At 39.9% G+C, this 15,394-nt stretch carries 11 protein-coding genes; 8 read left to right on the top strand and 3 right to left on the bottom strand.

Annotated features, from left to right (window positions below; translation table 11 throughout):
• Positions 1-94: 94 nt before the first annotated feature.
• From A9Y75_RS04805 to A9Y75_RS30360, 3 genes are all read right to left on the bottom strand, one after another.
• A complete protein-coding gene (locus A9Y75_RS04805) occupies positions 95-493 on the bottom strand; it encodes a KGK domain-containing protein (RefSeq protein ID WP_071188399.1) in 399 nt (132 codons plus the stop codon).
• Positions 494-608: 115 nt separating this feature from the next.
• On the bottom strand, positions 609-3,122 hold the full coding sequence (locus tag A9Y75_RS04800) for a U32 family peptidase (RefSeq protein WP_071188398.1): 2,514 nt from the start codon (positions 3,120-3,122) through the stop codon (positions 609-611).
• A 108-nt stretch (positions 3,123-3,230) separates the two neighbouring features.
• On the bottom strand, positions 3,231-3,359 hold the full coding sequence (locus A9Y75_RS30360) for a DUF3226 domain-containing protein (RefSeq protein WP_343232369.1): 129 nt from the start codon (positions 3,357-3,359) through the stop codon (positions 3,231-3,233).
• 480 nt (positions 3,360-3,839) lie between these two features.
• Here A9Y75_RS30360 and A9Y75_RS04795 point away from each other — a divergent pair, with 480 nt between their 5' ends.
• From A9Y75_RS04795 to A9Y75_RS04760, 8 genes are all read left to right on the top strand, one after another.
• The gene (locus A9Y75_RS04795; protein ID WP_071188397.1) at positions 3,840-4,892 is read left to right on the top strand and encodes a dipeptide epimerase; all 1,053 of its coding nucleotides are present in this window, start codon (positions 3,840-3,842) and stop codon (positions 4,890-4,892) included.
• Positions 4,876-5,922 (top strand): DUF1611 domain-containing protein, encoded by a 1,047-nt coding sequence (locus tag A9Y75_RS04790; RefSeq protein WP_071188396.1) that lies wholly within the window; start codon positions 4,876-4,878, stop codon positions 5,920-5,922. Before A9Y75_RS04795 ends, A9Y75_RS04790 begins: the two co-directional genes overlap by 17 nt.
• 40 nt (positions 5,923-5,962) lie before the next feature.
• The gene (locus tag A9Y75_RS04785) at positions 5,963-6,274 is read left to right on the top strand and encodes a hypothetical protein (RefSeq protein ID WP_071188395.1); all 312 of its coding nucleotides are present in this window, start codon (positions 5,963-5,965) and stop codon (positions 6,272-6,274) included.
• A 94-nt stretch (positions 6,275-6,368) separates the two neighbouring features.
• A complete protein-coding gene (locus tag A9Y75_RS04780; protein WP_071188394.1) occupies positions 6,369-7,136 on the top strand; it encodes a COP23 domain-containing protein in 768 nt (255 codons plus the stop codon).
• Positions 7,137-7,386: 250 nt separating this feature from the next.
• A complete protein-coding gene (locus A9Y75_RS04775; protein WP_269086264.1) occupies positions 7,387-9,399 on the top strand; it encodes an FG-GAP-like repeat-containing protein in 2,013 nt (670 codons plus the stop codon).
• A gap of 562 nt (positions 9,400-9,961) precedes the next feature.
• Positions 9,962-10,672, top strand: coding sequence for a peptidylprolyl isomerase (locus tag A9Y75_RS04770; protein WP_071188393.1), 711 nt, complete (start codon positions 9,962-9,964; stop codon positions 10,670-10,672).
• Between the two features lie 46 nt (positions 10,673-10,718).
• Entirely contained in the window at positions 10,719-13,724 is a 3,006-nt protein-coding gene (locus A9Y75_RS04765) for a peptidase domain-containing ABC transporter (protein ID WP_071188392.1), read from the top strand.
• A gap of 91 nt (positions 13,725-13,815) precedes the next feature.
• A complete protein-coding gene (locus A9Y75_RS04760; protein WP_071188391.1) occupies positions 13,816-15,387 on the top strand; it encodes an HlyD family efflux transporter periplasmic adaptor subunit in 1,572 nt (523 codons plus the stop codon).
• The last annotated feature ends 7 nt before the right edge of the window (positions 15,388-15,394 follow it).

Raw genomic sequence — 15,394 nt, 5'->3', positions numbered from 1 at the left:
CTTTCTTTCTTTGCGTGAGAAAATTCTTATCTTGAACCCGGCGATTATAAATCGCGTCTACACAAACAAAGTCCACCTACGTGGACTAATTAATTTATGATGTAGCATCATTTATCATACGACGTAAATCATCAAGAGGTGATTCTGGTTCTTGGATTTCTGTTGTTTCTTCAATTTCTGTTGTTTCTTCAACTTCCAATTCATCAGGAGAAAATTCAAGAGTAACTTTGATTCTTGCTTTTCCTTTCCGCCAATTTTTACCAGGTTTTAAAATTTCACAAGAAACACCTTTATCCATCCAATATGAATCTTTATAAGATGGAAATTTCCCACTACCGTGATAACTTAGTTTATCATTCAACTCTTTTAGTTGATTAGTTAAAACTACTTCAGTCATCAAGGAGACTAATTGACTTAATTTGAAACTTCTATTTTCAAAAGCAATAATAATATCACCTTGTTCAGAATTTAAAATTTGAAACTTATCTTCCATTTCTTCTTCCTTTGCGTCTTTGCGCCTTTGCGTGAGAAAATCACATCATAGGTGAACACAGAAAAACCCTGAATTCACCCAAAATATTATACCTCTTCTTCACCAATTAATTTAGCTACATCACCCTCATAGAACCACGAGTTACACCCAATTGATTTTGCAATTTCAACTCTCTCCAAATTTGAGAACCTGTGATTTCTCCTTGCAAAAGTTGTTGATAATAATCTATTGTTTTTATCACTTGTTCTGGGGTTTCATTAAGAAATTCAATTCTCAAATGTTGTAAACCCAAACTTATTAATCTTTGTACATATTCTGCACCAGTTTGTGCAGTGCCGTTATATACTGTATTTCGACATCCTGAATCGGCTTTGAGGATGTGTTCACTACCTACTCTGTCTTTAATTTTGACTTCTTGTTTTTCACAAGGTCTACCACAGTTGGTGTAATCTGTTCCTGTAGAGAGGAAAGCACAAAATACGCAATGTTCCATATGAAACATAGGTATATGTTGATGTATTGTGACTTCAAAATTTTGTCCTGGGTAATTTGTAATTAAAGCTTCTAGTTGGTTAATATTTAAGTCGTAAGATGCTGTTAATCGTTCTAAATTAAAGCGTTGTTTAAAGTAATCTGCTGTTAAGGGATTAGCAATATTTAAGGAAAAGTCAGCCACACATCTTTCATTGGCAAAATATTCTAATTGATCATAATTTCTGATTAAATAACCATCAGCATTAGCAGCACGAACTTGTTTTAAAATCCAGGTTTCTCCAGATTTAGTTATCCGAGGTGGTGCTACAAAGATGCTGACATCTTCTTCATATTCCCGCACTATTTTTACTGCTTCTTGATAATTGCGAGGATTTTCAAATTCACAATAAACTGTTTTGATATCTGCTGTTAATGCTGCTTTTAGTTGTTTGATATTTCTAACTAAAATAATCAGGGAAGGAGAAGCTGGAATAGTTGTAGATTTAGAACTAATTAAATCTTGCCATTTCCCATGATGATTTAATTGCCAAAATTTGGGTTTCTTTCTTAATTCTTCTAATTGGGAGACTATTTCCCGACGCATTCGGTTTAATTCACTCACGGGTAACATGATATTACCGTTGAGATGATTGATGAAAGTGTCTAAATAGAAAGGAGTATTCCCTAAACGTCCAAATTGTTCTTTTATCCTTTCTGTTGTCAGGGGTTTGGTGTGTGCTTCTACCACCAATATTTCTGATTCTACTTGAACTATATTACCAAATTCATCACGAGCGATCGCTATTAATTTCTCGCCAATTTCCCCATATACAGCTATATTAATAGGTTTGGGAAATTGGGGATTTTCTCCAGCATAACTTTGACGGATTTGTTTATCCAGTTCTGGATCATTTGTCTTCCAAACTTTATCACCTATATTTATCTGTCGAAAATTCAAATTATTTTTGCCAAAACTTAATATTGCGTCTTTACCTTTTTGGATAACTGCGTATATTCTTCCTCCTTCTTCCTTCGTTTCTGGATGTCCACAATCAAAAACAATCCCGTCACCTGGTTTAACTGGTGCTTCCAGTTTCACGGTAATTTGTTCATTGTAAATGCGGGTAACTTCTCCTAAATAAACACCGCGTTTTTTTCCAAATCTTGCGTGAACGAGTTCTTGATTATTAATTCCCTCAAACCAACCTGTATATAGTCCGCGAGAAAATGCCATTTCTAAATTATATTGGTCTTTACCCAACCCTGATGATTTATGTTGTAGAGACGTTTCATGAAACATCTCTACATTCGTTTTCATTATTTTATCTAACGCTTTTCGATAAACTTGGGTAACGTTAGCAACATATTCTGGTGCTTTCAAACGTCCTTCTATTTTTAAACAAGTAACTCCAGATTTTACTAATTCAGGTAATACTTCCAACCCTGCTAAATCTTGAGGACTTAATAAATATTTGCGATTATCTAAATTGACAACTTCTCCATCTGCAATTAAATCATAAGGCATTCGGCAAGCTTGAGCGCATTCTCCTCTATTTGCAGAACGTCCTCCTAATGCTTCGCTGGTTAAACATTGTCCAGAATATGCGACGCACAAAGCACCGTGGACGAAAACTTCTAAAGGTAAAGAAGTATTCTTTTGGGTAATTTGTTGTTGAATTTTATTAATTTCTGTAATCGAACATTCCCGCGCTAAAACTACCAATTGACAACCGAGAGATTTTGCAAATTCTACCCCCGCAGCGCTGGTAATTGTCATTTGAGTGGAAGCGTGAATGGGAAAGTCGGGGGAAAGATGACGAATAAGACGACAGATTCCTACGTCTTGAACGATGACAGCATCTACACCCGCAGAAATGATAGTTTTGAGGTATTGCTGTGCTTCCGTCAGTTCCTGGGGGAAAATCAGGGTATTCAGGGTGACATAACCTTTGACTCCTCGCAGGTGCAGAAATTCCATTAATTCAGGTAAATCTGCTTCTGTGAAATTTTCAGCCCTCATCCGTGCGTTAAACTTATCTAAACCAAAGTAAATTGCATCAGCACCATTTTCTACTGCGGCTTTCGCGCATTCCCAATTACCCGCAGGTGCTAGGAGTTCGGGGAGTTTGAGGATAGGGGTGGAGATGCTTGTCATTTTGGTTAAGTCGAGGTTATATCAGTTTATTGATTGTATCTAAGTTTTTATGAATATGGTGGGGTTTGCTTATTCAAAATATTACAAAATTATAAGTCGTATAAATTCTTAAACCAATTTATAAATCCTTGTACTTTGGGAGTTTGTGGATTTAAAATGTGGATTTAAAATATTGTACTTGATAGCTTGATGTATTTGTTTTCCTGGTTCATTTTGCCATGCTAACCAAGAGTCAATGAAAGCTTTATCAATATGTGGATTTATATCCCGCTATTATTTTCACCTATACTAAAAACGGTTAATATCTCGACTTTATGAGGATAACAAAATTCAAAGTGAAAACTCCAATCAAAACTCTGCGTCACTTTGCGTTTACCTCAGCGAACCTCTGCGTTTAAAAGTAAAGTTTCCAACCGTTTGAACTATACAAGCAGATTAATTCTACCAAGCTGCTGAAGCTCAAAAGATTTGAAACCTCGAAAATTCTCTATTTTTACGCTCTTCAACATAACTTTCCTAACTAAAGACAACAGAGCAAGAACTGTTATTCATATCAGCACTGCTGACACTTCTCACTCTAGCAAAAATAGAAAATTATCAATAGTTGTATAAAAAATTGGATAATAAAATGTAAAAAAGTATAACAGACACCCTAAATAATCTACAATCAGAAACTAAACTGTTTTCTTGCCCTAACTCGAATAAAATAGTATATTTATGCAAATTAATGTCAAAATATTTACTGTTAACAAGCGGTTTCCCTTAACAATTAGTCGAGGAACAACGGTACAAACGACAAATATATGGGTGCAAATTTCCGAAGATGGAATTGCAGGTTGGGGAGAAGCATCACCCTTTGGTGTGGGTAATCATCGGCAATCTACTGATACGATCCAACAAAGTTTGCTGCAAATAACACCAGTATTGCAAAAATTCCACCCTTGGCAAAGGCAGGAAATTGAAGAATTATTAACTCAACAGCGGGTTCCTTCGGCTGTGAGGGCGGCTTTGGATATGGCGCTGTATGATTGGATGGGTAAGAGTATAAACTTACCTCTGTGGCAAATCTGGGGGTTAAATCGAGATGCTATAGTCCCAACTTCGGTAACAATTGGCATTAATTCCCCAGCAGGTGCAGCGGCTAGAGCGCGAGACTGGTTACAATTTATGGATGTGAGTTTGTTCAAAGTGAAGTTAGGTTCAATCGAAGGGATAAATGCCGATAGACAAATGCTATTAGCTGTGCGTGAAGAAATTGCCGGAAAAGAGTTATTTGTAGATGCTAACGGTGGTTGGAGTTTAGCAGATGCGATCGCAATGTCTCTTTGGTTAGCTGATTTGGGTATAAAATATATAGAACAGCCATTACCACGCGGACAGGAAACACATTTAGCCACTCTCAAGGAGCATTCACCTTTACCAATCTTTGTCGATGAAAGTTGCTTTACTAGCGCAGATATTCCCGAATTAGCCAATTATGTAGATGGAATTAATATCAAATTGATGAAATCCGGGGGATTGAGTGAAGCCATGCGAATGGTACATACAGCAAAGGCGCATGATTTAAAAGTGATGTTTGGCTGTTATTCTGATAGTACTCTGGCAAATACAGCAGCATCACAGCTTGCACCCCTAGCTGATTATTTAGATTTAGATAGTCACCTTAACTTAATTGATGACCCATTTACGGGTGCATTAGTTAAAGAAGGGCGAATTTTGCCGAACGATTTACCTGGTTTGGGGGTACAATACAGTGCGTTTGCCGCTTAATCAAAAAACAGCAATTTTATTACATGAAGGACTGAGTGGGGCTAATGGTAAAACGGGGTTATCAATTTTACGCTACAGTGAAGCCCCAGTTGTCGCAGTCATAGATCGGGAATCTGTTGGTAAATTTTTACCAGAATTAACAGGTATCAAGCGTGATGTGCCAATTGTGGCATCATTAACCGCAGCGTTACAGTATCAGCCGGAAGTGCTGGTAATTGGAATCGCTCCCAAAGGTGGTTTAGTCCCAGATCATTACTGGCCTGACATTAAAGATGCTCTAAAAGCAGGAATGTCTTTGGTGAATGGTTTACACACACCTCTAGCTAATATCCCGGATTTAAATGATCTCCTAAAACCAGGACAAATAATTTGGGATGTACGAAAAGAACCTGCTAATTTAGATGTCGCTTCGGGGTTAGCACGGACTCTTCCCTGTCGTCGGGTATTGACGGTGGGTACAGATATGGCTATTGGCAAAATGTCCACTAGTTTAGAATTGCATTGGGCTGCAAAATTGCGAGGTTGGCGTTCTAAGTTTTTGGCAACCGGTCAAACTGGGTTAATGTTAGAAGGTGATGGTGTGGCTTTGGATGCTGTCCGCGTAGACTTTGCAGCTGGTGCTGTAGAACAGTTGGTAATGCGTTTTGGTAAACACTACGATATTCTGCAAATTGAAGGACAAGGTTCTCTGTTACATCCTGGTTCAACAGCCACTTTACCTCTAATTCGTGGTTCTCAACCAACCCATTTAATACTAGTTCATCAAGCTGGACAAACTCATAACCGCAATAATCCTCATGTCCCCATTCCACCTTTACCAGAAGTAATTCGGATGTATGAAATGGTGGCTAGTGGGGGAGGTGCTTTTGCTAAAGTTCCTGTAGTGGGGATAGCTTTGAATACTAGATATTTGGATGAATCTGGGGCAAAGAATGCGATCGCTCAAACTATAGCCGAAACCAGTCTACCTTGTACAGATCCGGTGCGTTTTGGTGGTGGTATGTTGTTAGATGCAGTCATGCAGGGTTAAGGCACTAAGTAGCCATCATGAACTGTGTACACCAGAACACATGAAAAAAAACTTATTATTCCCCTCCACGAAACAGCGGGGAGGGGTTAGGGGTGGGGTCTTATTTTCAAGTCAGGTTGGCGTTAAAAATTGTCGTTATGACAAGGGAACAGGGAAAAGGGAACAGGGAAGAGGTTTTGAGCCAATTTTACTTTTCGTTACATATTTCTGTTTTTCCCCGTCCACCTACTTAGTACCGCTTTCTGGAGAATTAAAAATTAAAATAGGACTTATGCAAAAACTCTTCCTTTCTTCTGATTCCTCTCTTTATTCTGCCTTATCTGCGGTTAGCTATTCCGTAACTCCTGCGTAAGTTCTCAACCAGAAGAAAAAAATACACTTTTAAAATGAACCAATTCTAAAATTTTCCGTCACTGGAGGTATGAAGAGATTTTAGAGGTTGTATTATGTTAGTGCCATCACGCCAAGTTTTATTTTTGAGTAGTTTGAGCTTATCCTTGCTTCTTGGTAATTCTGTAGCCTTTGCCCAAACTGACAGTGTTGTTGTGCCAACAGTACCATCAGGCTCATCAACACCAGTTGATACATCTACAGGAGGTACGCCCATTGATACCACATCTAACAGTGGAGCAAGATTTAGCTGCCAATCCTACAATGGTAGATATACTGTCATGTATCAGCCAGAAAGTCAACCAGGGCAATTTTTTGCTTGGGCTGCACCTGCTTCTCTCGGTGGTGGTTGGACTCCCCAAAAACGTTGTGAAGCGATCGCATCTCGCTTAGAATTATATCGCCCCGATGGCTTACAAGAACTGGATATAGCCAGAGAAAATAACGAAAACATTATCTGTGTCACCACTGAAGCTAACTCCGCTTGTCGAATTCTGCTCACCGTCCCCCGCAATAAAGACCCCTACGCTATTCGCAGCAGTGTTTTCAATAATTTAGCTACTGCTGACAACGGACAACAAACCGTAGCTGTGAATACTTATGCTAATCGCAGTAGGGGAGGCACAAACGAATTATTCAACTTAGGTCGCACCCTTCTAGGTGGTAACAACCGGGTAAATTCCTCCAGACGTGGCATTAATTTGAAACCTTTTCTAGATCCCAAAGATGGTGGTACAGCCAAAAATCTCCGCAATGGAGTATCTATCGGTCGTCAGTCTCCACCACGGAACCGTACTATCCTCAATCCTCGGTTATTCCGCTGATGTATGCTGTATCTTAATTAGTTTGTTGCCGGTGAAATAATTATTAATAAATACAGTTTTAGCTTCTTTATATGTATCTATAAAGAAGCTTTTGCCTTGTATTAGCCTTAAAGACTAACTAGTATAAATTTTTAGTAAAAATATCATGTTATCTCTCGACTATTAAAAGTTTTCATCCTACAGTAATCGATGGGAAGTTAAGCAAAGGCAGGATTTGTCAAGAGCCAGAAGTAAGAATATTAATTTATAAGTGACCGTCATCCAGACAGATTTTGCAGTTTTCAGTTTAAATCAATACAGTGTTGAATTTTTAACAAGGAACAAAGAAATGACAATATCATTTAGCGCACCCAACAACTTGTCTGCCGGCGATCGCCCCTATTCTGTAGCGATAGCAGATTTTAACAAAGACGGCAACCTCGATGTAGCAGTAGCAAACGCTGATGATAAAACTGTCTCCATCTTATTGGGTAATGGTGCAGGTGGTTTCAACTCAGCCGGTAGCTATAATGTAGGGTCTACATGGAATCCGATTTCCATAGCTGTATTAGACTTGAACGGTGATGGCAACCTAGACTTAGCATCAGCAAACGTAAACTTGTCAAATCTTCTTGTTGCTAACAGTGATGTCTCCATATTATTGGGTGATGGTACAGGTACTTTCAGCACAAATCCCAACTATCCCAACTATGATGTTTCTGGACTGAGTGGACTGAATGCGATCGCATTAGGAGACTACAACAACGATGGCATTTTAGACCTGGCAGCGGGTACAATTTTCAGCAATAATGTCTCAATCTTCTTGGGCGATGGTGTATCCAACTTTTCAACTGTTTTTGATTATACTATTGGTAATACTACCCATGCGCTCGCTCTTGCTGACTTCGACGATGATGGCATTGTAGACATAGCACAGGTCAAGTCTGGTCTAAGCAAAGTTTTCGTGGGATTAGGACGTAACCCAGATAACCTTGGTCAACCAACTTCCTTTGACTTTTCTAAGACTCCCGGTGGATTCAACGTAGGCGCACAACCTCGGTCAGTAGCCATAGCTGACATCGATGGTGATGGATTTCTCGACTTATTAGTAGCAAACAGTGATGATGATAATATTTCATTACTATTAGGCGATGGCACAGGAAGTTTTGGCGCTGCGACTAACTATGCTGCGGCAGATGGTTCTCGCGCTGTAGCTGTAGCAGACTTTAACGATGATGGCAAACTTGATCTAGTCGTAGGTAACGAACTCGACGACACTATTTCGGTGCTGTTGAATACAACGACCGGAGATGCTTTTGTGGGGAATAGTGGCAATAACACTTACATCGTTGATAGTATAGGTGACAACATTAATGAAGCTTTGAATGGTGGCACAGATACAGTTAGAGCCTCAGTCAGCTACACCTTGCCCGCCAACGTAGAACGTCTGACTTTAAGTGGAACCAACAATATCAACGGTACAGGTAACGCCCTGAATAACAATATCACAGGTAATGAAGGCAATAATATCCTTGATGGTCGTGGTGGTAACGATTCTCTTTACGGTTTAGCAGGTAATGATACCCTCATTGGTGGTGATGGTAATGACAACCTTTTTGGTGGTGAAGGTGCTGATGCTCTCATTGGTGGTAACGGCAACGACATTTACTTTGTTGACGATGCCGGTGACACAGTTACCGAAAATCTCAATCAGGGCATAGACACAGTTAACTCCACTGTCAACTTCACTTTAAGCAACAACGTAGAACGTCTGACTTTAACTGGAATCGGCAATATTAACGGTACAGGTAATGTCCTGAATAACAATCTCACAGGCAATTCTGGCAATAATACCCTGACTGGTAATGGTGGCAACGACTATCTTTACGGTCTAGCAGGTGATGATACCCTCATTGGTGGTTTGGGTAATGACAACCTCTTTGGTGGTGCGGGTAATGATATTTTCCGCTTCAATAACGCTACCTTGAATGAAGGTATTGATAGAATTCAAGACTTTGTAGTTGGTAATGACGTTATTCAGATATCTGCTAGTGGGTTTGGTAATATTTTAACTCCAAACGCGGTTCTTGATCCTTCTGCTTTCCGTTTTGGTGCAGGGATAACCGCAGCTAATAATGAATTCCAAAGATTTATTTACAACACTAGCAACGGTGCTTTGTTCTTTGATGCTGACGGTAATGGCACTGTTAGCAATAAGATTCAAATTGCCATACTCTCTGGACTACCTACTCTCAGTAATAGTGACTTCTTTGTGATTGCCTAATGGGAGAAGTCTAATTTCATACTAGCCCTGGCAACTACAGTCGCCGCTATACACACAAAACCTTCACCACAAGTCCTCACTTTAAAAGAGTGGGGGGCTTAGTAAAAAGCCAATCTCCTCTGGCTGTAAGGCTTTTAGCCACGCAAGAGGATTACCCTCCTCTCCGGCTGATCCTACTGGAGTTTAGCCACAGGCGCTGATTCTGAAAAGCTTTTCAGAATTTGGTGAAGGTATTGTCAGGAGATAATGGATTTCGTGAAGTTACCAGCTAGATTTGAAAGTTTTGTGGATTTACTGCCAGTTTAAGCTTGCAAATTCAAAAAATTGTGATAGTTTGGTACGATAATATGCAAATACGGATGCCCTTGTTATTAACTTTGACAAGAGCATATTCGGTTTTTGTCATGATGTTTAGCAAACATCTAAGTACGCAGTGAAAAAGTAATGGGACTAAGTTATAGATAAATATGTAACCTTAACCCATAGATAAACTAGCTGCAATCTGTTTCTACTATTTTTTTGACAACGACTAATAACGGTGGTAAATCTGCTTACAAGTGATATGAATCCAGTTCTGCAATTTGGCGATAGCATACTCACAGCCTCAGACGTTCTGCAATCATTGGCAAAATATCAGTTAATGCCGCTATTGCTCAAAGAGGTGGTGATTGATCAAGCGATCGCACAGATTGAGTGTACGCCACAAGAAGAGCAACTGGCCTGTGAACAGTTAGCCCAACAATATCAAGGGCGACAAGAACAGGGAATAAGTTCCGAACAGTTGAATATCCTCGCTATTCGCCAATTAAAACTAGAGAAGTTCAAAGAAGCGACTTGGGGACAAGATATAGACTCTTACTTTTACCAACGCAAACCTCAGTTGGATCGAGTTATATATTCGCTGATTACAACTTCTGATATCGGTATCGCCCAAGAAATCTACTTCCGCATCCAAGAAGGAGAACAGTCCTTTGCTCAACTAGCGCGGGAATACGCCGAAGGACCTGAAGCCCAGACAGATGGTTTAGTCGGTCCTGTAGAATTACAATCGCTCCATCAATCTCTGGTGAAAATTTTATCTGTTAGCCAACCACAGCAAGTTTTTCCGCCTACTCAAATAGGAGATCGCATAGTAATAGTGCGATTAGAAAGGCTATTACCGGCGCAAATGGATAGAGGAACCCGTCAACGATTACTAAACGAACGTTTTCAAACTTGGCTGCAAACACAAATAGCTGCACAAAACTGGCAAATTCAAACATCAGAGGTGTGAATTAGCTGGAATATAAACCATAGTAAATTAATTAATTTTCATAAACATGACTTATATTAAGAATACTTTTGAAGAATTTCTCAGCACTGTTGAAGGCTTTGAGCAATTATCAGCAGCGGAAGCAAACAATCTATTATCACAACAGCAAGCTTTACGCTACCGTATAGGTCAAAAAATAATTAGTAAAGAAAGGCTACCCGACCGCATAGCAATTCTGTACGAAGGACGAGTGCGGCTGTTGGCATATGACCCTCAGACCCAATTGCCAATTACTTTAAAAATCCTAGAACCAGGAGCAATACTGGGTGAGATGAGTTTATTGCGGCAAATTGCTTGTGAAACAGCGATCGCATCGACCGAAGTTATCTGCTTAACTTTTAGTACAGCAGATTATTTACGTCTTCTTTCTCAGAATCCAGCATTTGCCCAGGCGCGTCAAAACTGTAGTCACATTATAGAACTATTCGATGTTATTAGCCCGCAGTTAGCCCAACAAGCTAACGCTGGTTTAAATCTCAAAGAAATCACTCAACAAGCATTATTAGGAGCGAAAATACATCAACTCCCACCGGGAAAAACCCCTGTTAGCAAACTAGACAGTGACCGGATCTGGTTTGTCAGCGGTGGTGGTACAGTAACTAATTTTCCTCCTAGTTCTCGGATAGAATCTAGTAGCGCCAAAGATGTTTTGGAAGTAACGGGGAATGTTCCCGCCCGTTTAGTGGGTATAAATCCCATAGATTTATTATTCCTGGATGATCATCAAACCGAGGCAGAAATTCCCGCCCATCAAAGCGTAATTATCGATGACTTAGAAATTCCCTACGCCACAACAGAGGAAGTTTTTCCATCACCATCTGACACACCACAAGTTAAGCAAAAACATCAAAACTACCCATTTTTTCGCGGACAGGGCGAATTAAATTCTACCCTGGCTTGCTTTCAAATGGTCGCCAAGCACTTAGAAATTCCCTTGCGGAAAGAGGTAGTGCGTCGCATCTTAAACGAGCAAATTCAACGCCAAGGTGGTATATCCTTTCAACTTTGCGCTTATTTAGCCGAATTAATCGGACTCAGATCCCAATTAGTAGATGTTCCCGCTGCTTCCATCACACGCATCCCTACACCAGCACTAATTCAATATAGTGATAGTTATGCTGTTATCTATGCAGTCGATGCCCATACAGTAGTTTTAGGTGTGCCATCTAGAGGGATTATCCGCTGCAAACCGGGCAAACTACTAGAAGAATTAGAAACTGATGACAGTAATTTGCAGCCGCAAGCTAGGGTATTATTACTCAGTGCCACCCAAGAAACGCCCCAAGAACGCTTTGGGTTACGCTGGTTTTTACCCTATTTATCAAAATACCGACGCGTCCTCATAGAAGTCTTCATTGCTTCCTTTTTCGTACAACTAGCAGCTTTAGCCAATCCCCTAGTTATTCAGTTGATTATTGATAAAGTCATCGTCCAAAATAGTATTAGTACCCTGAATATTTTAGGAGTTTTACTATTAGCAGTTGGTGTATTTGAAGCAATACTAACTACACTGCGGACTTACTTATTTGTAGATACCACCAACCGCATTGATATGAGTTTGGGGTCACAAATTATTGACCACTTACTCCGATTACCACTCCGCTATTTTGAACGGCGACCGGTTGGTGAACTATCTACTCGCATCAATGAATTAGAAAATATTCGCCAGTTTCTCACAGGTACGGCGCTAACGGTGGGATTAGATGCATTGTTCTCGGTAGTTTATATCGTCGTCATGGTGTTTTACAGTTGGCAACTAACCATAGTCGGTTTAGGAACAATTCCCCTATTTGTGGTGATTACATTAATTGCCGCCCCCACAGTCAGCCGACAGTTACGTGCCAAAGCTGAACGCAACGCCGAGACTCAATCTTATTTGGTTGAAGTCATGTCAGGTATTCAAACAGTGAAAGCGCAAAATATCGAATTGCGATCGCGCTTTTCCTGGCAAGAACGTTATGCTCGGTTTGTGTCCGCAGGCTTTAAAACTGTGATCACTTCCACCCTGGCTAATTCAACTAGTCAGTTTCTCAACAAACTCAGCAGCTTACTAGTTTTATGGGTGGGAGCTTATTTAGTATTGCAAGGAGAATTAACTTTAGGGGAATTAATCGCCTTTAGAATTATCTCTAGTTACGTTACTAGCCCAATATTACGTTTGGCACAAATCTGGCAAAACTTCCAAGAAACTGGGTTATCTTTAGAACGTCTCAGCGATATTGTTGATACACCACAAGAAGCAGAAATAGACAAAAACAACATTCCCTTACCTGCAATTACTGGTGCAGTCAAATATGAAAATGTTTCCTTCCGATTTGCCCCTAGTGGACCACTGCAACTGAACAATGTTAGCCTCGATTTCCAGGCTGGTAAATTTGTGGGTATTGTCGGGCAGAGCGGTTCAGGTAAAAGCACAATGATGAAGTTACTGCTGAGACTTTACAATGTTGAGTCCGGCAGAATTTTAATCGATGGTTACGACATTGGCAAAGTAGAACTTTATTCTCTACGCCGGCAAATGGGTGTTGTTCCTCAAGATCCATTGTTGTTTGATGGCACAGTTCAAGAAAACATTGCCCTGACAAATCCCGAAGCGACAACCGAGGAAATTATCGAAGCCGCGCGGATTGCTGTAGCCCATGAGTTTATTATGAATTTACCCAATGGTTACAACACGCGAGTAGGAGAAAGAGGTTCAGCCCTATCTGGTGGACAAAGACAAAGAATTGCGATCGCCCGTTCGATTTTACAAAAACCCAAATTATTAGTTTTAGACGAAGCTACCAGCGCCTTAGATTATCCTACCGAAAGACAAATAGGACTAAATTTAGCTAGAGCTTTTCAAGGAACTACCGTCTTCTTTATTACTCACCGTCTGAATACTGTTAGTAATGCAGATACGATTATCGTCATGGATGCCGGTAGGGTGATAGAGCAAGGTAGCCATCACGAATTAATGGCGGCTAAAGGTCATTATTTCTATCTTTATCAACAACAAGAAGTCAATTTGTAATTTGTAAGGGTGGGATTTCCTCACCCTTGAAGTTATTTATTTAAACTGTTGACTTAAATTTTCATTCCCAAATCTAAAATCTAAAATTGTTATGACTCAACTTAATGGTAATCACATCAACGGTAACGGTAACGGCAACGGAAAAAAGCAAGATTCCCAGATGCTGACACTGCCAAAAAAAGCGGCCAAAAGTTCTTTAATTAATGCCTATCAGGATAACTTTGAGTCGTCTGTAGTCTTGCGTCAATCTCCCATGTGGTCACGTACCATCATGATCACCTTGATGGGGTTAGCCTGTTTTGGGATTGCGTGGGCTAATTTTGCCAAAATCGAGCAAACAGTTCCTGCCACAGGTCAATTAAAACCAGAAGGAACAGTCAAAGAAGTACAAGCTCCTATTAGCGGTGTTGTTAAAGCTGTTTATGTTAAAGATGGACAATCAGTAAAGCCAGGAGATTTACTCTTGACTTTCGATTCTATTGCCACCTTAGCTGAATTAAGTTCGTTAAATAAAATTCGCAGCGCCTTAATTCAAGAAAACAATATTTATCGGCGTTTAATGGGAGCAAGTACAGGTATAGAATCAGAATTGGACTTTTTACGCAGTAAATTGCCAGCCGAAGCTGCTTTTCTTCTCAAAAGTAGAGCCTCATTAGTAGCAGGAAATGAACTACTGCGCGCTCAATTAAGAAATTCAGCACCTAATGCAGGGAACGGAATCGATGAAGAACAACTTCTCATCACCGCTAAAACAGAATTAGATTCTCGGTCCGCCGCAGCCAAGTTAGAAATTGAAAAAACCAGAAAACAACTATCTCAAACAATACTCAAAAGAAAAGATACTCAAAATAGTTTGGTAATTCAACAAGGTATTTTAGAGAAAATAAAAATATTAGCAATAGAAGGGGGAATTTCTCAGCTTCAATACCTGAATCAGCAACAACAGGTACAAACTCTCAAGGCAGAAATTTCACAATTATTTGAAGAAGAAAAACGCCTCCAGTTTGATATTCAGAAAGGACAACAGGAAGCAACTAATACAGTAGCAGCCTCTGATAAAAACATTCTGGATAGGATAGGTGACAACAAAAAACGCATTGCGGAAATTGATAGCCAATTTATGAAGGTTGTTCTCGATAACGAGCAGCGTTTGGCAGATATCACCAGCAAGATTTCCCAGACACAATTAAATGTCAAATATCAAGAACTCCGCGCTCCTGTTGCGGGGACTATATTTGATATGCAAGCTAAGAATCCTGGCTTTGTAGCGAACCCCACACAAAAGCTACTGCAAATCGTGCCAAATGATAAATATGTCGCTGAGGTATTTATCACCAATAAAGATATTGGGTTTGTACGCAAAGGCATGAACGTAGATGTGAGAATAGACTCTTTTCCTTTCAGCGAGTTTGGAGATATCAAAGGTAAGGTAATTAATATTGGTTCAGATGCTTTACCCCCAGATCAAAATCATCAATTTTACAGATTTCCCGCGAAAGTCAGTTTGGATAGACAATCCCTGGGAACGCAAGGTAAAAATATCTCTTTACAGTCCGGTATGTCAATTACTGCCAATATTAAAGTGCGTGAAGAACGAACAGTAATGAGTTTGTTCACTGAGATGTTTACCAAGCAAATCGAGAGTCTGAACGAGGTGCGTTAATGTTTGA

Origin of the sequence: Trichormus sp. NMC-1 (assembly GCF_001858025.1) — a bacterium.
Taxonomy (GTDB): domain Bacteria; phylum Cyanobacteriota; class Cyanobacteriia; order Cyanobacteriales; family Nostocaceae; genus Anabaena.
This window is presented reverse-complemented; position numbering and strand designations above follow the sequence as displayed.